We start from the raw sequence: 22,654 nt of genomic DNA, 5'->3' as shown, positions 1-22,654 counted from the left end.
CCACCGGCTCAAGGGAACCTCCAAGTGATAAAAAAGATCCTGATCGCCAACCGTGGTGAGATTGCCGTACGAATCGTACGTGCCTGCGCCGAGATGGGCATTCGCTCGGTCGCGATCTATTCCGACGCCGACCGCCATGCGCTGCATGTGAAGCGTGCGGACGAGGCCCACAGCATCGGTGCCGAGCCACTGGCCGGCTACCTGAATGCGCGCAAGCTGGTGAATCTGGCGGTAGAAACCGGTTGCGATGCGCTGCACCCCGGCTACGGTTTCCTCTCGGAAAACGCCGAACTGGCAGACATCTGCGCTGAACGCGGTATCAAATTCATCGGTCCATCGGCTGAAGTGATTCGCCGCATGGGCGACAAGACTGAAGCCCGTCGCAGCATGATCAAGGCTGGCGTACCCGTCACCCCGGGGACCGAAGGCAACGTCGCGGATATCGCGGAAGCTTTGATCGAAGGCGACCGCATCGGTTATCCGGTGATGCTCAAGGCGACTTCCGGTGGTGGTGGCCGTGGTATCCGTCGCTGCGACAGCCGGGAAGAACTTGAACAAGCATTCCCTCGGGTCATTTCCGAAGCGACCAAGGCCTTTGGTTCGGCGGAAGTGTTCCTGGAAAAATGCATCGTCAATCCGAAACACATCGAAGCGCAGATCCTCGGCGACAGCTTTGGCAACGTGGTGCATCTGTTCGAGCGTGACTGCTCGATCCAGCGCCGTAACCAGAAGCTCATCGAGATCGCCCCAAGCCCGCAGCTGACTCCGGAACAGCGCGCCTACATCGGCGACCTGTCGGTGCGCGCAGCCAAGGCCGTAGGTTACGAGAACGCCGGCACCGTGGAGTTCCTGCTCGCCGAAGGCGAGGTGTACTTCATGGAGATGAACACCCGGGTGCAAGTGGAACACACGATCACCGAAGAAATCACCGGCATCGACATCGTTCGCGAGCAGATCCGCATCGCCTCCGGTCTGCCGCTTTCGGTGAAACAGGAAGACATCCAGCACCGCGGTTTCGCGCTGCAATTCCGAATCAACGCCGAAGACCCGAAAAACAACTTCCTGCCGAGCTTCGGCAAGATCACCCGTTACTACGCACCCGGCGGTCCCGGCGTACGTACCGACACCGCGATCTACACCGGCTACACCATTCCGCCGTTCTACGACTCCATGTGCCTGAAACTGGTGGTCTGGGCGCTGACCTGGGAAGAGGCGATGGACCGTGGCTTGCGCGCCCTCGACGACATGCGTCTGCAAGGGGTCAAGACCACCGCCGCGTACTACCAGGAAATCCTGCGTAACCCGGAATTCCGTAGCGGCCAGTTCAATACCAGCTTCGTTGAAAGCCACCCTGAACTGACCAACTACTCGATCAAGCGCAAACCCGAAGAGCTGGCCCTGGCCATCGCCGCCGCCATCGCCGCCCACGCAGGCCTGTGAGGAATAGAACAATGAGCAAGCAAATCCACGTTACCGACACAATCCTGCGCGACGCCCACCAATCGCTGCTCGCGACCCGCATGCGCACCGAAGACATGCTGCCGATCTGCGACAAGCTCGACAAAGTCGGCTACTGGTCGCTGGAAGTCTGGGGCGGCGCGACCTTCGACGCCTGCGTTCGCTTCCTGAAAGAAGACCCGTGGGAGCGTCTGCGCCAACTGCGCGCCGCGCTACCTAACACTCGCCTGCAAATGCTCCTGCGTGGCCAGAACCTGCTGGGCTACCGCCACTACAGCGACGACGTGGTCAAAGCCTTCGTCGCCAAAGCCGCGGTCAACGGCATCGATGTGTTCCGCATCTTCGACGCCATGAACGACGTGCGTAACCTGCGAGTCGCCATCGAAGCGGTGAAAGCGGCTGGCAAACACGCTCAAGGCACCATCGCATACACCACCAGCCCGGTGCACACCATCGAGGCATTCGTGGCGCAAGCCAAGCAGATGGAAGCCATGGGTTGCGACTCGGTGGCGATCAAGGACATGGCCGGCCTGCTGACGCCGTACGCCACCGGCGAACTGGTTAAAGCGTTGAAGTCCGAGCAATCGCTGCCCGTGTTCATTCACTCGCACGATACCGCGGGCATGGCAACGATGTGCCAACTGAAGGCCATCGAGAACGGCGCCGATCACATCGACACCGCGATCTCCAGCTTCGCCTCGGGCACCAGCCATCCGGGCACCGAATCGATGGTCGCCGCCCTTAAAGGCAGCGAGTTCGACACCGGCCTGAACCTGGAACTGCTGCAAGAGATTGGCTTGTACTTCTACGCCGTGCGCAAGAAGTACCACCAGTTCGAAAGCGAGTTCACCGCCGTCGATACCCGCGTTCAAGTCAACCAGGTCCCGGGCGGGATGATTTCCAACCTGGCCAACCAGTTGAAAGAGCAGGGCGCCCTGAACCGCATGGCCGAAGTGCTGGCCGAAATCCCGCGCGTTCGTGAAGACCTCGGCTTCCCGCCGCTGGTGACCCCGACCTCGCAGATCGTCGGCACCCAGGCGTTCTTCAACGTGCTGGCCGGCGAGCGCTACAAGACCATCACCAACGAAGTGAAGCTTTACCTGCAGGGCGGCTACGGCAAGGCGCCAGGCACCGTGAACGAAAAACTGCGTCGCCAGGCCATCGGCAGCGAAGAAGTGATCGACGTGCGCCCGGCCGACCTGCTCAAGCCGGAGATGACCAAACTGCGTGCCGAAATCGGCACCGTGGCCAAGTCTGAAGAAGACGTGCTGACCTACGCCATGTTCCCGGACATCGGTCGCAAGTTCCTCGAAGAACGCGCCGCCGGCACCCTGACGCCTGAAGTGCTGCTACCGATTCCTGAAGCCGGCGGTGTGACCTCTGCCGGTGGCGAAGGCGTGCCGACCGAGTTCGTCATCGACGTCCACGGCGAAACCTACCGCGTCGACATCACCGGTGTCGGCGTCAAGGCTGAAGGCAAGCGTCACTTCTACCTGTCCATCGACGGCATGCCGGAAGAAGTGGTGTTCGAACCGCTCAACGAATTCGTCAGCGGCGGCAGCAGCAAGCGCAAGCAAGCCACTGCACCGGGCCACGTCAGCACCACCATGCCGGGCAACATCGTCGACGTGCTGGTCAAGGAAGGCGACACCGTGAAAGCCGGCCAGGCCGTGCTGATCACCGAAGCGATGAAGATGGAAACCGAAGTGCAGGCGGCCATCGCCGGCAAAGTCACCGCCATCCACGTGGCCAAGGGCGACCGGGTGAACCCGGGCGAAATCCTGATCGAGATCGAAGGCTGAGTTAACAGCCTCGATATACCGCTTTAAACCTCGGGGGGGCACGTGCTCCCCTTTTTTTCGCCCCGGGTTTGTGGCTGTTAGAAACTCATTCGCCACTGACCCGTGACACCGTGGTTTCGGCTGTCGGTGCCGATCTCGCCAGTAAGGCCGACGCCCAGGGTGTGTTTTGCTGACAATCCAAAGTCCAGCCCTGCATCGACCAGCAGACTGTCACGATCCAGCGGCGCGCCGGAAACGGTGAAGTTTTTTCCGCCCGCAACCAATCGTTGGCGGGTATCGCTGTAGACGTCCCCGTAAGTGTGTTTCCAGCCGGCACTGAACCGCGGCGTCAGTTGCATGCCGTTATCCAGCGTGTTGAGCTTCGCCAGCCGCAGGCCGAATGTGCTGTTCAAATTGTTCTGGGTTTGACCGTGTACCTTCAGTGCCGCTGCGCCACCTTTTTCTGTGTAAGTGTCGCGCTGATAGCGTTGGTAGCCCAGGCTGGCAAACGGTTCGATGCTGACGTTCGCCCGGCCCAGGTTGTAACCCAATTCCGCAAAGGCCTGCTGGGTGTTGGCATCGTAACGGCCTTCGGGGCGGTCGCTGAAACCTTTGAAGGCAACCCGGCGTTTAGTGCTGCCGTCGTGGTTGCTATAGGTCGCGCCCAGGCGCAGGGACATTGGTCCGTTTTGACGTAGGGCATAAGCTCCCAAATGCCAGCTGTCGAGATCGCCGTCGAGTCCGCGGCTGTCCAGGCGCGTTTCGGATTTGCCGCCCATCACCCCGATGCGCCATTCCTCATCGATGCCCCAGTCCGCTCCCAGTACCAGGCCGTGGGTTGTGTGTTTCAGAGCGTCGTAATCGCGATCCAGCGTCCCACCGTGACCCAATGCTTGAAGCCAGACTCGGCCATTGTCCTCGCTGCCGGCGGCCAGGCGTGGTGCATTGCGCTTGGTGGAATTGGCGTAGCTACTGGCGCTGTCCAGCTGACGCATGGCTGAGAGCATGGTCGCGCTGATTGGGCTGTCACTGTTCAGGGTCGCTTTCGCAAGGTTGGCATTCTGGCTGCCGTCCAGTTGGTCGATGGCCTGGGAGGCTGTTTCGGTGGTGGAGGCGAGCAGGGCCGTGACAGCGGTGTTCGCGGTATTGGGAGGTGTCTGCGCCGTCGGACTGGCTTTGGGCTCTTCAATACTGCGGGCGAGTTCCCGACCGTTTTCGTTGGTCGCGAGATTCTCGAAAAGCACTTCGTTGCGAGCGTAGGTCAGGCGAACGGCCTTTTTGTCGCTGTAGTCCGGGGTAGCCGTCATGAACGCCAGGTTGCTGCTGACTCGACTGAATGTTCCTTCGACCTGATCTGCGGAAATTACCGTGTAATTAGTGGTTTGTGCGTAGTCACCGGGCAGAGCGGTAACCAGTAAAGACGCGCCACCAAGCTTGGCGATTCCCTCGACGTAAATAATCTCTGAAGTATCAGCCTTATCCGTTACTTCGTAGGCGAGTGTGGCGCTTTCGCTAAGCGTAAGATCTCCTCTAATGGAAGGAGCCCCCAAATTTTTACTGACCAGCAACTGACCGTCCACGTGCAAGCCGCCTACTTTACCGTAGCCGCCGTAGGTGCCTCCGCTATCAACGTACACAGTGCCTTTTATAGCGCCTAGGTTAAATAGCGTAGCGTCTTTCCTTACATCGGCACCTTCATGGAAGTCGTTGCTGCCATTTAATGTCCATGCACCTTTCGCGACGCGCAGGGCAGCAAAATTGGTTGTGTCTCCTACTGTGCCGCCGTCTACGGAATTAAGGAGTAGCCCGTTGACTCCGTTGCCGCCATCAAGTTCTCCATCCCATCGGGCGCCTCTGTTGATGACCAGGAGGTCATCCGCGTTGCCCAATACCAGCGAGACGCCGTCGATGTTTTGGAGTGGCTCTGAGATGAGGGTGTGTTGAGTGGTGTAGTCGTTCTGGAAATGAGCGAACGGGTCTACCTCCGCAGGAGCGGATGCTACTTCGGAAGCGGTGGGCTCGGGAAAGTTAAGAGACTCATAGAAGGCGTCATCGAAGTCGACTGCAACGGTGGCAAGCGGTTCAGCTGTCACTGGCCGAACTGTCTGCCCTTCATCCGACCCGTTTGTGGCCTGGGCAGCATTTTCACGTGGACCGATGAACTCCTTGATCGCGAAAAGATCATCGAAGCGCTCATTGGGCTTGGGGGTTTTTTTACGAGGTTTGGTGGTCGGCGCCTCGGAATTGACTTGAGGCTCCGGTTGCTGCGCCATGGAGACTTCTATGCAACCCACTGCAAGCGCAACGGCCAGCGCCAGATGTTTTGGTCGGTATTTGTGTTGAACGGGCATCGAGTACGGCCTCTTTTGAAAGGAGGCCAACTCTAAGAGGGAGGCTATAGGCGCCGATGTCAGCTGCTTCCGACGGGCTTGCGGGGGTTGTCAGAAGGTTGTGTAGAAAATTACCGGCCTCCTGAGGAAGGCTGTTTTTACCCGTTCGGACTGACGCTTTTTCTTACAACAAATCGAGACATGGCCGGCTATCGCTCGGAAACTCATCTTCCTTTCGCTAACTACGGCTCAAATACGCCTTCCCATAATGCCGCTCCATCCGCGCCTGAATCAGCTCCAACCCAATCGACATCACCCAATAAATCACCGCAGCCGTCGTCAGCATCTCGATGTAGCGATAGCTCGAGCGCCCATATGATTGCGCCAGAAACATCACCTCCCAAACCCCCATCACCGAGATCAGCGACGAGTCTTTGAGCATCGAGATGAATTGGTTAGTGGTCGGCGGGATGATGGTGCGCATGGCCTGGGGCAGGGTGACGCGCCAGAAGATCACGGTTTCGCGCATGCCCAGCGCTAGGGATGCTTCGCGTTGGCCGTGGGGGACGCCGAGGATGCCGGCGCGGAAGATTTCGCTGAGGTACGCGCCGTAGTTCAGCGACAGGGCGATGATGCCGGCGGCGATGGCGCCCGGGACGATGCCGAGTTGTGGTAGGCCGAGGTAGATCAGCAGGATCTGGATCAATAGCGGTGTGCCGCGAAAGAACGAGGCATAGAAGCTCGCGATGCCGAACGCCACCGCGCTTTTCGACAGCCGCGCCAGGGCGGTGATGAAGCCCAGCAGCGAGGAGGTCACGATTGAACACAGGCACAGAAACAGCGTCAGCGCCGCACCCTGCAAAAAGCCGTTGGGCGCCAGGTGCAGGCCGATCAGGTTCGGCAGTTTGTCGAGGATGATCGAGAACTTCAGGTCGAAGCTCAGGAAGAAACTGGCGAACAACCCGAGCATCGCTGCCCAGGTCAGGTACAGCCGCGTGCGGAAACCGAAGATCCGTTGTAGCAGCGACTCAGCCACCGGTTGTGGTGGCTGAGGGGGGTTGGGGAAAGAAGTCATTTGCTGATGTCGGCACCGATCCATTTTTGCGAAAGCTTGCTCAGGGTGCCGTCCTGTTTCAACTGAGCGAAGACGTCGCGCACTTTGGCGTCCCACTGTGCGTCGCCTTTTTCAATGGCCACCGAGTTTGGCTCCGAGTACAGCGGCTCGCCGGCGAGCTTGAAGCGTTTGTCTTCGGTCAGGCGCGGTTGGGCGGTGACAAGGTTGGTGAGGATCGCATCCAGCCGCACGCCAGCGCCCAGGCCAAGGTCCTGGAATGCCACGTTGTCAGTGTCATACGGCGCGATCTGCACGTCCTCGAACGGGTACTGCAATTGAGTGTCTTCAGCGCCTTCGATCACCAGGTTCTTGTTCAGGTAGCTTTCGTAACTGGAAGCGCTGGTGAGGCCGACTTTTTTGCCGCTCAGGTCTTTGGCGCTATGGATGCTGTCGTCCTTGGCGTTGACCACGATCACCGCTGGTGAGGCGTAGTACTCGACCGGGAAGTCGAAGACTTCGGCGCGGGCCTTGCTCGGGGTCATGGAGCAGATGCAGATGTCATAGCGTCCGCTCCAGCGGCCAGCGGCGATCACGTCCCAGGACGGGGTTTCAAGACGCAGTTTGACGCCCAGTTTGTCTGCCACGGCCTTGGCCACGTCGACATCGAATCCATCGAGCTGGTTCTGATCATTGAGGAACGAGAAGGGTGGATAGCTTTCCATCAACACGCCCACCAGTTCTTTCTTTTTTTCGACGCGATCCAGCGTGGCGCCGCCAAAGGCTTGGGTAGAGGCAGCCAGAATCGTCAGGCCCAGGGCCAGGAGTGGTTGGAATTTCACAGTTGATCCCTGATAAAAAAGAGGTTGTTATTAACCGGATGGTGCGTATTAAATAGTTATAAGAACGACTCTGATAGTGAGTTATTTTCATAAGCTTATGAGTGAAAAGCATATGGGCGCAGCAAGCACAGTAATTCTGGATGGCGGCATGGGTCGTGAGTTGCAGCGTCGAGGCGCGCCGTTCAGACAGCCCGAGTGGTCGGCGCTGGCCTTGAGCGAAGCGCCGCAAGCGGTAGAGGCGGTGCACACGGCTTATATCGAAAGCGGTGCGAACGTGATCACCAGCAACAGTTACGCGGTGGTGCCGTTTCACATTGGCGAAGAGCGTTTTGCAGCAGAAGGGCAGGCGCTCGCGGCGTTGGCCGGTGAGCTGGCTCGGCGCGCTGTAGAGGCTTCGGGCAAACCCGTGCGTGTAGCCGGTTCATTGCCGCCGCTGTTCGGTTCCTATCGTCCGGACCTTTTCGACGCTGCTCGGGCGGCCGAATTGTTGGCGCCGCTGGTGAAGGGTCTGGCACCTCATGTCGATCTGTGGCTGGCGGAAACCCAGAGCTCGATCATTGAAGCGCGAGCGATCCATGGAGGTCTGCCAACGGACGGCAAGCCGTTTTGGCTGTCGTTTACCTTGAAGGATGAGGACACGGACGAAGTGCCGCGCTTGCGTTCGGGTGAGCCGGTGGCTGAAGCCGCAGCAGTGGCGGCTGAGCTGGGCGTCGAGACGTTGCTGTTCAACTGCAGCCAGCCGGAAGTGATCGGTGCTGCGATTGATGCCGCGTGGGAAACCTTCGAGCGTTTGGGTGTGAAGATTTACATCGGCGCCTACGCCAATGCCTTCCCGCCGCAACCGAAAGAGGCCACGGCCAACGACGGCCTGGACCCGTTGCGTGAAGACCTTGATCCGCCGGGTTATTTGCAGTGGGCGGCTGATTGGCAGAAGCGCGGAGCCAGTCATTTGGGGGGGTGTTGCGGGATCGGGCCGGAGCACATCGCAGTGTTGGCCCAGAAACTCGCCTAAAAGCATCGCGGGCAAGCCATGCTCCTACAGGTTTGGTGGCGTCCACAGATAGTGTGTCCGACCCAAATCTTGTAGGAGCAAAGCTTGCTCGCGATGGCGTCAGTCCAGGCGCTACCGAACTACCCGCGGCACTCCGCTAACGTTTTCACCTGCCCCGAATCCGTCTGGTTCTCATCGGACAGCCAGCGCTCAAACCCCGCCCCGATTGCCGGCCATTCCGAGTCCAGAATCGAATACCACGCCGTATCCCGGTTCTGACCCTTGACCACCATGTGCTGGCGAAACACGCCTTCAAAACTGAACCCCAGCCGTTCGGCCGCGTATTTGGAGCGGGCGTTGCCGTTGTTGCACTTCCACTCCAGGCGCCGGTAACCCAAGGAAAACGACTCTTTGGCGAGCAGATAAACCGCCTCGGTACTTTTCGGCGAACGCTGCATCGGCGCACCGAAAGTGACATGGCCGATCTCGATCCGACCTTGTGAAGGAACAATCGACATCAAACTGAGGATGCCCTGCACATCGCCGCTGGCACGGTCGATCACGCTAAAGAAATACGGGTCGCTGTTAGCCGCATGATTGTTCAGCCAATCGTTGAACGCGCTGCGCTCCGGGAAAGGACCGTATGGCAAATAGTCCCAGAGTTTCGGGTCGGCACCCGGTCCTTGCAGGGCTTTCCACAAACCGTCGGCGTGACGCGCCGGGTCGAGTTTTTCCAGGCGGATGAAACGCCCTTCGATGGTTTGAACCGACGGTGCCGGGACGCCTTTCCAGTCGGCGAGTGAAGTCGACATGCTGCTCTCCTTGAACCTTAAATGGCTTTGCGAAACTGGATGAAACCGGGGCGTTCGGCGATGCGCTCATAAAGCTGAATCGCGGTGGCGTTGGTTTCGTGGGTCAGCCAGTGGACCTTGCAGCAACCGTCCTCTTTGGCTGTGGCGTAAACGAATTCGATCAACTGCCGGCCGACGCCAGTGCCGCGGATTTCAGGCGTTACCAACAGGTCTTGCAGGTAGCAGGAGTTTTCGATGCTCCAGTTCGAACGATGGTAGATGAAGTGCACCATGCCCACCGCTTTGCCATCGGCCCAGGCCAACGCGGCATGGGTCGGTTCGCTCGGGTCGAGCAGGCGCTGCCACGTGCTTTGGGTGACGGCCTCAGGCAGTTCGGTGTTGTAGAAACGCAGGTACGCTTGCCACAAGGGTAACCAGGCGGCGTGGTCGTCGGCGGTGACCTGGCGGATGTCGATCTGACTCATGTTCGTTCCTTAACGCATCAAGTGGGCGAGGGCCTGGTCGTGCACATCAGGGCTGGCGGCAAGCCCCTCGCGCACACCGGCGATGTCTGCAGCGTTGCGGTTCTGGCTGAGCTTGCGCTTGCCATGCAGGCGCTGGATCGGCAAGGCAAAACCGACGATGGCCTTGAGCATCCCGTCAATGTAGTCGGCGGGGGCATCGGCGACTTTCCATGGACTGGCGCGACCCGCTTCATGACGATCAGTCAGCGCGCTGACCAGCGTGCGCAGGCGATCGGCGTCGGTGAACACTTCGGCCGTGCCGTACGCGTGCACGGCAACGTAGTTCCAGGTCGGCACCACTTTGCCGTGCTCGGCTTTGCTCGGGTAAAACCCCGGGCTGACGTAAGCGTCGGCACCGGCAAAAATCACCAGCGCTTCGGCACCGTTCTGCAGTTCCTTCCATTGCGGATTGGCCTTGGCGAAGTGTCCATAAAGGGTGCCATTCGGGCCCTGGTCTGAACTCAACAGCAGCGGCAAATGGCTGGCTTGCAGACCTTGTTCCCCGTGTGTGACCAACACAGCGAGGCGGGTGCCGAGTATCTGCTGGTGCAGTTCATGCAAATCATCTATGGCAAAGCTGCTTGGCGTGTACATGGAGATTTTCCTTGGCGAATGCCTGCATCCTAGGCAGGCTATTGGTCTGTTGTAAGAGCCATTAACGACCAATTTCATAGGTCCATTGCCATGACCAGCGAGCCACTGTCCTTGTCATTCAACCCGGCGGGTATCGAACTCGATCGCCGGCAGGGTTTGAGTCGTCAGCTCTATCAAGCCTTGACAGTGCGAGTGCTCGACGGTCGTCTGGCCAGCGGTACGCGATTACCGGCCAGTCGCGATCTGGCGGCGGCGTTGTCGATTTCCCGAAACAGCGTGGTCCGGGCCTACGATCAGCTCTACGCCGAGGGCTTTATTGAAGGGCGTGTGGGTGACGGGACGTATGTCGCGCAATTGCCTCAATCAGTGTTGCCGGTGAAAAAACTATCCACAAAAGTATCCACAGGGTTGTCAACAGGGTTACCCACAGCCTTATCCACAAATTGGCTGGATTTACCTGTGGTTTCATCCAGCAAAGTTATCCACAGCGGCGCATTGGGGCGGGTTGAAAGGAACCATTTGGCCCTGCCTCCCGTTGGTCCACCCCGCGCATTTCGCGTGGGTGTTCCGGCTTTCGACCTGTTCCCTTTCGAGGTCTGGGCCAAGCTGAATGCGGCTTTCTGGCGCAAACCGGATCTCCAGCAACTGTGTTACGGCGATCCAGCAGGCGATGCGCGCTTGCGCGGTCTGATTGCCGCGTATTTGCGCAGCTCCCGGGGGATGCAGTGCACGGCTGAGCAAATAGTGATCACCAGTGGCGCACAGCAGGGGATTAGCCTTTGTGCACAGCTGCTGGTAGAGCCGGGCGATGGTGTGGCGATCGAGAATCCGGGGTATCGGGCGGCGGGTCATGCGTTCGCCGTGGCCGGTGCGCGATTGCACGGGGTGGCGGTGGACAGCGACGGTATCGACTGCACCGAATTGAACGGGCTCAACGATTGTCGATTGGCCTATGTCACGCCGTCGCATCAATACCCGACCGGGGTGGTGATGAGTCTGGCGCGGCGGCTGGAGTTGTTAGCCTGGGCCGAGCGAACCGAGGGTTGGATCGTCGAGGATGATTACGACGGCGAATATCGTTACAGCGGCGCGCCACTGGCACCGCTGGCTGCGCTTGATCGTCACGGGCGGGTGCTCTACGTCGGCACTTTCGGCAAAGTGGCTTTCCCGGCATTGCGCCTGGGCTATCTGGTGCTGCCACCGGCATTGGTGGACGCTTTCGCCCAGCGTCGCGCGGTCGATGTTCGGCATTCCGAGGTGAGTACCCAGGCCGTCATGGCCGAGTTCATGGCGGCCGGGCATTTCCAGCGGCATATCCGCCGCATGCGCCGCGCCGCGTTGAGTCGCCGCAATACACTTCTGGCCAACTGGCCCTCGGATATTCCCGGGGTTGGCAGCCTGCCGAGTGTGGCGGCAGGGCTGCACCTGACGGTGGCGGTCGACACTCAAGCCCGCGAACGCGAACTGATTGAAGCCGCCGCCAGCGTCGATGTCGAGATCAATGGCCTGAGCAGTTACTGGTTGCCGGATTCGAGCACTCCGGCGGATCAGCGAGCGGGGTTGGTGCTGGGTTTTGCGGCGGTGCCGGGAGCGGCCATCGAATCAGCGCTTGCGCGTTTGCGCAGTGCCTGGCGTCGGTAAAAGGCTGGTCGGCAGAACAGCCCTTCTACGGGTCACCGGGGCTCGAGTATCAGGAACAGTGACTGGGTGGACGCACTGGTGATTCGACGCAGTACGTAATCAATCGGTTGAAGAGTGGCCAGCTGTTGTCGAAGCTCGGTCTCCAGCGTCGCCAGGTATTTTTCAGATACTTTCAGGTGAGCTGCGGTGGGTTGAGTGGCGTTGCTCCCGACTGTTTCGTAGTGGAAATGCGCAACCCACAGTTCCTGGTCATTGTCGGTGATGTCGAGAATCCGGTACTCCTGAAAGTAATCCTTGCGCCCCTTGGTTCTGATCCTGCCTTGCTCGTTGCGGACGATTTTGATCTGTTGGTTTTCGTTTAACCATTGAAAGTACGCCTGCCTGGGCTTGCGCTTCTTGAGCATTTTTGTGCGGGTGCGGATGCCCTCCTTGCGAAGCCTGATGGCCGCTTCACGCATTTCCTGGCTTTGGCCTGATATGGGAGGAGGTTGTTTACCGGCGCTTCTGATGTTGCTCATCGCCCTGTCGAGGTTTGTCGCAGACTCTTCCAGTTTGAGCGCCTGTTGATCGAACAGATCCTGCACATCGGCAGGGATTCGGTTCGCACGTTCGGCATCCCGGTTGGTGCGTCTGATGAAATCGCTTACGTCCAGGTTGAGGCCCAGGGCGGCAGCGATGGTATCGATATCATCCAGGGCGGGTCTGGCTGGCGGAGCGCTTTTGGGGGCGAGCCTCTGGAACGCCTCCTCTTCTTTCGCCTGCTTGGGTGTTTGGGGTGTTTCGTTTTCCACGACGCGTGGACGGGTCTTGGTGACTTTGACCTTGGGCTGCGACGGCCCTGCAACAACAGGTTGGGGAGGTTTCTGGAGAAAAGATTCTTCGGCCTCGGGAAGCAGGTCGTCGAGCTGGGTCAGCGTGAGTGCCTGAAATTCCGAGATCAATGCTTGAAGGTGGTCGAGAGGCGATTGGCGGACCATCCCGGGATATAGGGTTGGCAGGTCCTGGATGCGCTGATGGGTATCGGCATAGATGTCGGCCAGTCTGGACAGTTTTTTGATGCGCTCCTCGGGCGGCTCGGCCACGCTCGGCTGTTTCATCATCTCAGCGACTTCATGGCTGGCGTCGGCGGCATCGACCACAATGCTGGCGGTTGCTGCTCGAGCCTGGGACATGGTCTCGTCAGATGTCTCTTGAATGCATAGTTCGTAGGCCATACCGATTTCGTTGGCCTTGAAGTCCAGTCGGGTGAGTTTTGGCAGGAGCCTGGCGATGCTCTGGGTCTCGGTGAGCCCTGCGCGGCCCAATACCTTGAGGCCAGTCAGGGTGGCTTTTGACAGCTCAAGCCGTTCGATGAGGGCGTTGCCCAGTGCGGTTGCCTGCTGGATGTCGGTCAGGTTCCCGCGCACGGGTTCAGCACTGTTGTAAGGAGCTTGCGCCACCAGTTTTTGCGTGAACTGAGCGTATTGGTTTTTCTTCACCGTGAACCAGAGTGACAGGAACTTTTCCTGCTCGGTGGTGAGGCGCAACAGGTCGTAGGCGTAACCGGTTTCACCGCCCAGCGAGCGCCATTCGCGTAGCTGTTCGAGGGCCTCTCCATAGCTTTTGATCCGCTCATCGAGCTTGTCGGTGTAAAGCCTGGATGTTGTTTCGAGGTTCTTGTCGGTAGCCTTGAGCATAGCGTTCTGGAGGCGATCGAGTGCTTCCTGATGGGTTTTCTCCTGGCCCTTGAATGTCTCTAACTGAGTGTTCAGTTCGTGTTTGCGGTTCTCCTTTGCTTGTTTCAAAGCTTTCAAACGGCTTTTTGGACCACCTCCGCGCAGCCGCAAGCGTGTATCCACAGACCACTTGCCGTGCTGATCATGAGTCAGCAACGGACCGGGGCGCATGGGTTCTTTTGGATTGAAGAGCTGTACTTCCTCGTCGTCGTCGATGCTGACCTGGAACCAGCGCTCGCCGACCTGCGCGTAGTGCATATTGTTGAGCTGATACAGATGGGGCGGTTTCTCATTCAGTGTGTTCAGCTCGGTGCTGTTCAAGCCCGGCGCGCTGACTTTGAGCGTGTCCAGAAAGGCGTCCAGTGTCGGGCCTGAGCGACGAGGGACCGATACGCCGATTTCCAGTGAAGAGGCATGGCGTGCGGACAGTTCAAATACTAGGGGATCCATGGAAATCGTCGCAGGTACAGGCTCGGGTAATGGACGTGGTGCTGGCAGTGGTAGCCGTTTGCGTGCTGGCTTCTTGCGCAAATACCCAGTCCACGTGCTATGACGCTGCTCGTAAGCGCGGTGCGTCAGCACAATAGCAAGTGTCACCAGCACATCACCCAATGAACTCCACTCGACCAGCGTGTCGCCTTGTTCATGAGCATCGAGCGCTTGCTGGATCTCGCTGATGCTTTGCCACACCCAGACGGCGGTCCCCACAGGCCCGCTCAAGAAGGTTGAGGCAACGTTGAATATCGCCCAGGCACTGTCCTTCAAGAGCGCCCAGCGTCTTTCGCCATTGGACAGTGACTGCCGATCCGCCTCCTCGACCATCGTGCTGGCGTTGCTGTTAAACAGTGCAGACAGTATGTCGCCGGTGATTTCTTCGGTTCCCAGGTCAATAGGCCCGACCAGGTCCAGAGTGAGTAACGTATCGATACCGGACTCAGTCACCAGCCATGGTGAAGGCAGCCCCACGGGAAAGACGTATTGCGCATATTCGAAGCTAAGCGCCGGGGTCGGGAGCCAGGCCAGTACGCAATCGCGCAGCTCACCCGGTTGGTGCAGGGCGTAAACCAGGTTTGCCTGCGAGGCAAACTGCAATATAGGTTGCTCAAGCAGTGGCCGGTAGAGCAGGCAGGGAGCGTCTGTTTTTTGCCGCGGGCCGACTATGAACATGTTTGTAACGGTGTCACCGCCAAACAGCAGGCGATGCCGAGGAGTGAACGTGAGGGGGCGAATCACGATATCGAGATTGCCTTGTCGCGGTTTTCCGAGTGCGACGTCCATTAACTCGCAGATGTAGCGATAGCCAGTTTCATCGACCCCGCCTTCCTGTTGAAGCATGCACTCCAGCGCATTGAGCCGCAGCAAGTCGGGCAGTTGATTGATGTAGCGCTGTTTCTGGAGCGCGGCTTGCGCCGAATCATCAATCAGTTTGTTCCTGAGCAACTGCGGGTAGATCCTGCCGATGTTGACCTGGGCGGCCATGGCAATCAGATAATCAACAGTCAACCATTGGGGGACGGGATCGTTGTTTTTGAAATGCAGTTCTGCCAGGTAGGGCGCGGTATTTTGCAGGGCGAAATCACCCAGGCTTTCGATATGCCGGTCATACGGGTTGGGCAAGGTGAACCCGCCGACGATGAAGCTGTTGGTGACAGTGATTTGCAGGTCATCAAGCGGCAGCTGCGCGGCCCCTTCGCTGGCTTTGTCCGTGACGATGGCTTCACGCATTTTGGTTTGCGCGTACGCACCGATCAGCGGGATATCGTTCAGGCCTGAGGCGTTTCGCAGTTTTCCCAGGCGGGAGAGGCCGTGGCTGTAGTCTTGCAGGTGGCTGGCCGAGGCGTTTGATAACCAATCGGGTATGGCCGCCTCAAGCTGCTCGATGCGGCTCTTGTCGGCGGAGCTGAAATGTCCTGCCGGGGTGACTGCCGTGCGCAAGCCAGGGGTTGTTCCGGTCCCGGCGGTCGAGACCGAGGGGATGAGTGCGTTGATGGCGTCCATTTGAGAGGCGATCAGCGCCCAGGCCATGTGATCGAAAATGTTGCCTGCTGGCTCGACCAGATGCCACTTGAGCGTGCGACCTGCCAGGTCCATGTCGATCCGGGCGGGCAGCGACGCGCCCAGTTGCTCCAGAGAATCGAAGGCCTCGTAGCCGCCTTCTATCGTGTACAGCATGATCTGTTCGCGCTGTTTATAAGTTGCCTTCAGGGCAATTGCACCTCCCAGCATGAGATGGGCGGTGTTGGTGGTTTCGCTGTTGTCCACGTCGATCAGGCAGGCTTTGATGCCGGGGATTTCAGTGTTTTTCAACGCCCGTTCGGTTTTGTCCGGATAGTCGTACACCGCACGGGCCAGGGCGCATTGATCGGCGTTCCAGCCCTTTGTCTGTTGGACATTAAACGCGTTTCTCAGCGTCTCGCAGAGCCCATGCCAGCGGGGTTGACCGTTGACCGCCTCATTCCAGAAAGCCAGTTCGCGCTGTTGAAACTCCACGGATAGCAGGGAGGCGTGATCGTTCAGCAGTTGGGCAATGTCTTCGACACTGACAGCGAGATGAACGGGAGACCTGGTAAGGGGATTGTGCGTCAGGAAGTGCTCACCTTCGATGAAGTTCGCGACACCTGCGCTCCAGCTCAGATACACCAGCGCTTGGGTCAATGTCTCCACGTATGGCGAGTCGGCACTCAAGGTTCCATCCTCCATGCGCCATCCTGGAGTGACGATCAGTGTTTGGTTGGGGTCGATGTCGAGCTGCGGATAAAGTTGTTTCAGTGCTTCGCGTAGCACCTGCGAGCTGACGTCGTTGAGGGTGGGGCCCTGACTGGTCAGGCTGACCAGATTACTTCTGTCCAGCAGCAGTGTTGCGTTGCTTGGGGGTGTTGTTGTGGATACTTGTGTCATGGTCATTTTCCTTTTTGACCGGAGTAAAGGGCGGCCGCCAGCACCCGATAATGGGCGTAACAGCCGGTGAGGCGGCGGTCGATGACCGCGGTTAAAAAGACCCACCGGCAGGTGGGTCTGTGATAACGGTCAGGTGGGCGCGGGTGCCTGAGAGAAGAACAGCGATCGGGCCAGCTGAGGGCTGATCGCGCTGCGATAGATCTCGATCGCTTCCTGGTTGCTGGTGCTCGCCCCTATATCGACACGGCCAAGCAGCCGTTGCTCGCGGGTTTTCAGGTGAGCGGCGGTATAGGACTGGACGCCATCCTTGAGCTGGGCGTAGTGAAAGTGGGCGTACCACAGCACACGGGCGGTGGTGGCCTCACGCACTTCGTATTCCTGCAGATAATCCCGGCGCGGCCCTTTGAGTCGACGTCGGTCTCCCACGCGCACGATGTCGACTTCACCTTTACTGTGTAACCACTCGACGCGTGCGGCGGTAGGCGGTTGTCGTTTGGTCATCTCAAGCCGCAGGCGATGGCCTTCGGCATAGAGCCGGGTGGTTTGTTTGGCCAGTTGTGCCAACACCGGACGTGCGTCGTTCGCATGGTTCTGAGTGACATTGCTCTGGATGAGCGCTGCGTTGATCGCTTTGATGGCGTCTTCAAGACGGGTGGCCTGATGGTGGAACGCTTCTTCTATCTCTACCGGGATCTGCCTGGACTGTTTTGCGTCGGCCTCGGTGCGTTGAGTAAAAGCGGGCAGAGCATCTAGCAGGGCTTGCCCAGCCGTTATGCGTGCTCCCGGGTCAGGCCGGCGCTCTTTGGGAGTCTCCGGTTTCTTCGTCAACCGTTCGACCCAGACCCCAGGTGTTTTTTCGTGGAAGGTGGCGATCACCTTGCCGGTCATCGGCGCGGTGACATCCACGAGGACCGGGTGGCCGGGCGCGGTTTTGCGGGTTTGGCCGATCACGGTGCCTTTGAAGCGCGTCTTGATGACTCTCTTGTTTGACGCCGATGAGGTGCGTGACGGTCCGGGTGTGGGCTCCTGGAGTCGCTGCTCGCGCAGCAGGTCCGCCAGATGCCCGACGGTCTGCTGATTGAACTCGTCAACGCGGCCCTGCAGTCGCTCAAGTTGTTTTTTGACAATCTGCTCCGGGTACGTACCGGCGAAGCTCCGCAGGCGCTGTTCAATAGCGGCGAACTGGTCGACCAGGTTGTTCAAGGCCTCGATCCGGTCACCCGTGCTCAGCACCTGCTCATCACGTATCAACTCCATCGCACTATTCACCGTCAGATCGGCATCTTCGACAATCTGCTCGATGGAAGCTTTGGCTGCGGACAGTTCGGGCGTTTCGCCAGGTTTGAGGCACAGCTCGCGGGCGAGAGTAACCTGAAGGGCTCTGAGGTCCTGGAGGTCGAACTTTGGTAGTTTTTCTCGATACTCAAGGGACAACTGCTCGGCGTTTTTGCCCAGACGCGTCAATTCCTGGAAGCGGGACTGAGCGAACTCAACCTTCTGAATAATGCCCTGAGTCAGGTCTGACATGGTTTCAAACGTGCCGGCGGGAGGAGGGGGGCCGCTGTTTTCTTCGGCATCGAGATGTTCCATGTTCAGACGCAGGGCCTCGACAAATGTCGGGTATTTCTGGTCGATCCAGGTTTGGTTGAAAAACAGTTGAGTTCCCAGCATTTCGATCATTGCGTGACGATAGTTAGGCACTTCCTCGACCAGATTGAGCGATTTGACTTTCTCGATCGTGGTTTCATATTCGTCAGTGCGTGCCTCCAGTTTTTCGAGAAATGTTTGTCGAGTGGCATCGATTGCGTCTGCGGGGGCATTTTTCATGGCGTTGTAGGCGTCGGTAATACTTTTTCGTTTGGACGCCATCTGCGCATCGAAGACGGCCAGATGAGTATTGATGTCGGCGATTCTGGTTGCGTTCGCTTGTTGTAATGCCTTGAGCCTGCTGTTCTTGCCGCCGCCACGCAGCCGCAGCCTGATATCAATGAACCATTCGCCTTTGGAATTGTTGATCAACAACGGTCCGGTGATGGACGGTTCCTGGCGGGTATCAATGATCTGAACGACTCCATCGTCGTTCATGAAGACCTCGAACCATCGTTCGCCAACCGGGGCATAGTATTTGGACTGATGTTCATAGAGGTGTTTGTGCAAGCCTTCGGTACTGGCCGCCCCGAGTCCTTGCGGTTTGGGGATTTTGTACCGGTCCAGGGTTGGCCCCAGCCCTTGCCTGCTGCTATTGAGTACGGTTGTGGGATGAAGTGCGGTCTGGTGTTCGGCTGGCAGATAATCGGCAGCAATATCAGGCAGCTGTATGCTGGCCGGGGTCTGGGCCGGAGGGCCTTTCCCCGCGCTGACAATGAGGGGTGTTTCGGTCTGCGATACGCGGTCTCGCGCGGGTTGGCGTCGGGCGATCGCGTGGTGAGCCAGCACCATGCCCAGGGTCAGGAACAAGTCGGTCAGGGCGGACCATTGTGCCGTCGTATCCTGGTTTTCCCGGGCGTCGATGCCTTCTTGCAGGTCGTCCAGAATCTGCCAGATCCACGCAGCTGTACCCGCGGTGCGACCGAGAAACGGCAACACGGCGCTGAACATCATCCAGGCGTGTTGTTTGAAGCTGGCCCAGCGGCTTTCGGCATTGGACACCGAGTCTCGCTCACCTTTGATGACCATCGCGTTGGCGTTGGCCTTGAACAGAGTCGCCAGGCGGTCGTGTTCGATCACTCTCTGCCCGAACAACACCGGTCCGCTCATCTGCAAGGAAATGGTTGGGTCGACCAGCAGTTGTGACAACGTCCAGACCGAAGGCAATTCCCCCGGGAAGACATACTGCGAATAGTTGAACCGAACGTTGTCCGGCAACCACGCCAGGGTTGATGCCCGTAGCTCTTTGGAGTGTTTGATCGCGTACAGCAGGTTGGCGGCCGCGGGGTACTGCGCCAACGGTTGCTCAAGTAGGGGACGGTAGAGAATACAGGGGCCCTTGTCCATGTCCCGTGGCCCGATCACATATATGTTGGTAACTTCGTCAGGGGTTTTATCACCCCTTTGGCTGGGGATGAACGCCAGCGGGCGAATGACGATCTCTTGCCCGTCCACCCACCGTTTGGCATTCAGCACATTCATCACCGCCACAATGTAGCGATAGCCCCGTTCGTCGATACCGTGTTTGCCAAGGATCTTGCTTTGCAATGCTTGCAGCGCCAGCTGGATGCGCAGGTTACTGGCGTAGAGTCGTTGACGCCGCAGCGATTCCAGCGGGTCATCCAGTAGCTTGCCCTTGACCCACGCTGAGTAGGTCGCACCGATATCGACGGCGCTGATGGCCGTCTTAAGATAGTCGGGTGTCATCCAGGCCGGCACCGCTGTGCCGTCTTTGTACTGAACCGACTGGTCACCCAGCGGGAGGGCGATGAGGTTTTCGAGCGCAAGTTCGGCAAGGTCCAGGCGTTTGGTCTCGCTCATGCCGGGGGCCGTGAATGCTCCCCACACCACCTGACTGACAATAACGATCTCGACGTTCTCAAGCTTTATGAGGGCAACGTCACTGTGGCTTTTGAGCATGTGGGCTCGAAGCGCATCCAGCGCGAACGTCTTGATCGGAGCAATATCGTCGTCGAAGGATTTGCCGCTGTTTCGCAGTTGTAGCAGCGCCAGATCAAACAGGTGTCGGCTGTAGCAACCCAGATCGAATGACGAAGCGTTGTTCAGCCATTCGGGGATCAGACGCTGCACCTTTTCGAAGTGCGAATCCTGCTCGGCCTGAGTCGTTCCGGTCACCTCTGCTACGGGACGGGAGTGGGTGGTGATCGCCGGCCTGCTGGCCCGTTTTGCAAATTCCAGGCTGGCAATGGCATCAGCCTGGAGTGCAATCAGTGCGGTGGCCTGATGATCAAAGAAATTCCCGGAGGGTTCGAACAGGCGCCATTGAAGCGTGGCCTCGGGGGGCAGTTTTTCAACGTAACTGGGCAGGATCTCGCCCAGTTTCTCCAGCGACTCATAGGTCAGGAAGCCCGTAGCGATGGCGTGGGTCAGAATGATCGTGCGTGTCCCGACGGAGCCGATCACGACCGTCAAATCCGTACGATTGAGGTGGCTGGACACTGTGCCATCGAGCCGGTCGAAGTCGATCAGGCAGACCCGGGTCTTGTAGGTGTCGTGGGGGCCTCGCAACGTCGCATCGGGATAATTGAAGACACTGCGCGCAATGGCCAGCTGGTGCACATCCCAGCCCTCAACTTTTTCTACATTCCAGATCTGGCGCAATGACTGCGACAACTTCTGCCAACGCAAGGTTGTGCCATGGGTGGGTTGGTCCCAGTATTCAAGTTGTTGTTCCTGGCAAGCCACCAACAGGAGGGGGGACAGCTTATTGATCAGGCGCCCGATCGCATCGATCTTGACCGGAAGGTGGATGGGCGTGATCGCACTGGGATTCAGGCTCAGGAAGTGTTCACCGTCGAGGTAGGTCACTGGCTCGCCTGAGCCGGAGTGTCGCAATAGCGCGTCCGTCAATGACTCGAATCTCAATGACCCGGGCTGGACCGTCCCGGCGATGATTTCCCAGCTCGGTGTGACGACCATCGCCATCCCGGGATCGATTTTCAATTGTGGATAAAGCGCTTTCAGGTCGTGTTGAAGAATACGGGTGGCGACTTCCCTGATCGAGGGGCCGGTGATCAGTTGGGTGAGCAGATCACTTAGATTGCTGGATGCCGGATCGGCTTCGACAGCATTCGTTTCGGTAGAGGACATGTGCATTCCTTTCTGAGGGACTGGGACTGCGCGCAAACGCGCCGGTCAGGTTCGGAAAGTAGCGGGGTGTGGGATCGGTCGGGCGGTACTTAATTATCGTCAGGTAAAAAAAGACCCGCACGGGGCGGGTCTTCAATGGTGCGTAAACGATGGGTTGTTCAGGTCCCGGACTTGATCTTGGTCCAGGCCCGGGTCCGCGCCCGTTCGGCATCGCGGGGCAGCGGTTGCAGGGTGTAAAGCGTGCTCATCGCCGTTTCGGTCGGGTACAGATTCGGGTTGTTGCGGATCGCCGGGTCGACCAATTCTGTGGCGTCCTTGTTCGGGTTCGGGTAGCCGACGAAGTCGCTGACCGGTGCAATCACCTGCGGCTGCAACAAGTAGTTGATAAAGGTGTAGGCGTCTTCCGGGTTCTTCGCGCCTTTCGGGATCGAAAGCATGTCGAACCAGATCGGCGCGCCTTCTTTCGGCAGGCGCATGTCGACGATCACGCCGTTCTTGGCTTCCTTGGCGCGGTTGGCCGCCTGGGAGAAGCTGCCGGAATAACCGACCGCGACGCAGATGTCACCGTTGGCGATGTCGGCCATGTACTTCGAAGAATGGAAGTAGGTGACGTACGGACGAATCTTCATCAACAGCGCCTCAGCCTTTTCGTAGTCCGCCGGCTTCTTGCTGTTGGGGTCCAGACCCAAGTGATGCAAGGCCAGTGGCAGGATCTCCGACGGTGAGTCGAGCAGGGCCACGCCGCACTGCTTGAGCTTGCTGATGTTCTCTTCCTTGAAGATCAGGTCCCAGCTGTCCACCGGTGCGTTGTCACCCAATGCTGCCTTGATCTTGTCCGGGTTGAAGCCGATCAGGATGGTGCCGTACATGTACGGCACGGCAAATTTGTTGCCCGGATCGTTGGCTTCGATCAGCTTCATCAGCTTGGGATCGAGGTGGTTCCAGTTCGGCAGTTTGCTGCGATCCAGTGGCTGGAAAACGCCGGCCTCGATCTGCTTGGCGAGGAACACGTTGGACGGCACCACCACGTCATAACCGGAGTTGCCGGTTAGCAACTTGGCCTCCAGTGCTTCGTTGGTGTCGAAGATGTCGTAGACCAGTTTGGTCTGGGTGTTCTGGGCCTTGAAGTCTTCCAGCGCTTTGGGGGTGATGTAGTCGAACCAGTTGTAGACGCGCAACGTTCGCTCTTCAGCGTGAACGGTGCCACTGAGCACTGTGGCGCACAGCACTGTGGGGAAGAGTGCGGGCGCGATAAAACGTTTGATACTGATCATTGTTCT

Annotated in this window: 13 protein-coding genes; 4 read left to right on the top strand and 9 right to left on the bottom strand. The window is 58.7% G+C overall.

The features are described 5' to 3' along the window. The first annotated feature begins 24 nt into the window (after positions 1–24). Both QFW87_RS29335 and oadA read left to right on the top strand, forming a co-directional pair. Positions 25–1,440 (top strand): acetyl-CoA carboxylase biotin carboxylase subunit, encoded by a 1,416-nt coding sequence (locus QFW87_RS29335; protein WP_008156643.1) that lies wholly within the window; start codon positions 25–27, stop codon positions 1,438–1,440. An 11-nt stretch (positions 1,441–1,451) separates the two neighbouring features. Then, complete coding sequence (gene oadA / locus QFW87_RS29330) at positions 1,452–3,260, top strand: sodium-extruding oxaloacetate decarboxylase subunit alpha (protein ID WP_283189479.1); 1,809 nt, start codon at positions 1,452–1,454, stop codon at positions 3,258–3,260. A 77-nt stretch (positions 3,261–3,337) separates the two neighbouring features. On the opposite strand, the gene QFW87_RS29325 is transcribed toward oadA, so the two are convergent. The 3 genes from QFW87_RS29325 to QFW87_RS29315 form a co-directional block, all read right to left on the bottom strand. Continuing rightward, positions 3,338–5,590, bottom strand: coding sequence for an autotransporter outer membrane beta-barrel domain-containing protein (locus QFW87_RS29325; protein ID WP_283189478.1), 2,253 nt, complete (start codon positions 5,588–5,590; stop codon positions 3,338–3,340). A gap of 217 nt (positions 5,591–5,807) precedes the next feature. Beyond that, positions 5,808–6,644, bottom strand: coding sequence for an amino acid ABC transporter permease (locus QFW87_RS29320; protein ID WP_283189477.1), 837 nt, complete (start codon positions 6,642–6,644; stop codon positions 5,808–5,810). Next, positions 6,641–7,462, bottom strand: a complete 822-nt coding sequence (locus tag QFW87_RS29315; protein WP_033059249.1) for an ABC transporter substrate-binding protein — start codon at positions 7,460–7,462, stop codon at positions 6,641–6,643. Before QFW87_RS29315 ends, QFW87_RS29320 begins: the two co-directional genes overlap by 4 nt. Before the next feature lie 112 nt (positions 7,463–7,574). Here QFW87_RS29315 and QFW87_RS29310 point away from each other — a divergent pair, with 112 nt between their 5' ends. Continuing rightward, positions 7,575–8,474: a homocysteine S-methyltransferase family protein gene (locus tag QFW87_RS29310; protein ID WP_283189476.1), complete on the top strand. Its 900-nt coding sequence runs from the start codon at positions 7,575–7,577 to the stop codon at positions 8,472–8,474. A gap of 119 nt (positions 8,475–8,593) precedes the next feature. Here QFW87_RS29310 and QFW87_RS29305 read toward each other — a convergent pair whose 3' ends face one another. The 3 genes from QFW87_RS29305 to QFW87_RS29295 are packed head-to-tail and all read right to left on the bottom strand — an operon-like array spanning position 8,594 to position 10,362. Continuing rightward, positions 8,594–9,265, bottom strand: coding sequence for a GNAT family protein (locus tag QFW87_RS29305; RefSeq protein ID WP_283182267.1), 672 nt, complete (start codon positions 9,263–9,265; stop codon positions 8,594–8,596). A gap of 17 nt (positions 9,266–9,282) precedes the next feature. After that, positions 9,283–9,729 carry a GNAT family N-acetyltransferase gene (locus QFW87_RS29300; protein ID WP_283182266.1) on the bottom strand — a complete coding sequence of 149 codons (447 nt, stop codon included), beginning with the start codon at positions 9,727–9,729 and terminating at the stop codon, positions 9,283–9,285. A 9-nt stretch (positions 9,730–9,738) separates the two neighbouring features. After that, complete coding sequence (locus QFW87_RS29295) at positions 9,739–10,362, bottom strand: FMN-binding negative transcriptional regulator (protein ID WP_283182265.1); 624 nt, start codon at positions 10,360–10,362, stop codon at positions 9,739–9,741. A gap of 90 nt (positions 10,363–10,452) precedes the next feature. On the opposite strand from QFW87_RS29295, the gene QFW87_RS29290 reads away from it, so the two are divergent. Beyond that, positions 10,453–12,003, top strand: coding sequence for a PLP-dependent aminotransferase family protein (locus QFW87_RS29290; protein ID WP_283182264.1), 1,551 nt, complete (start codon positions 10,453–10,455; stop codon positions 12,001–12,003). A 32-nt stretch (positions 12,004–12,035) separates the two neighbouring features. Here the strand turns inward: QFW87_RS29290 and QFW87_RS29285 are convergent, their stop codons facing one another. The 3 genes from QFW87_RS29285 to QFW87_RS29275 form a co-directional block, all read right to left on the bottom strand. Then, positions 12,036–16,616: a hypothetical protein gene (locus QFW87_RS29285; RefSeq protein ID WP_283189475.1), complete on the bottom strand. Its 4,581-nt coding sequence runs from the start codon at positions 16,614–16,616 to the stop codon at positions 12,036–12,038. 129 nt (positions 16,617–16,745) lie between these two features. Then, positions 16,746–21,374: a DUF6543 domain-containing protein gene (locus QFW87_RS29280; protein WP_283189474.1), complete on the bottom strand. Its 4,629-nt coding sequence runs from the start codon at positions 21,372–21,374 to the stop codon at positions 16,746–16,748. Positions 21,375–21,532: 158 nt separating this feature from the next. Beyond that, positions 21,533–22,648: a polyamine ABC transporter substrate-binding protein gene (locus tag QFW87_RS29275; protein WP_283189473.1), complete on the bottom strand. Its 1,116-nt coding sequence runs from the start codon at positions 22,646–22,648 to the stop codon at positions 21,533–21,535. Between the last annotated feature and the right edge of the window lie 6 nt (positions 22,649–22,654).

Origin of the sequence: Pseudomonas sp. PMCC200344 (genome assembly GCF_030053095.1) — a bacterium.
Taxonomy (GTDB): domain Bacteria; phylum Pseudomonadota; class Gammaproteobacteria; order Pseudomonadales; family Pseudomonadaceae; genus Aquipseudomonas; species Aquipseudomonas svalbardensis.
The sequence above is the reverse complement of the archived record's forward strand: the minus strand, read 5'-3'. Positions and strand labels throughout refer to the sequence as shown.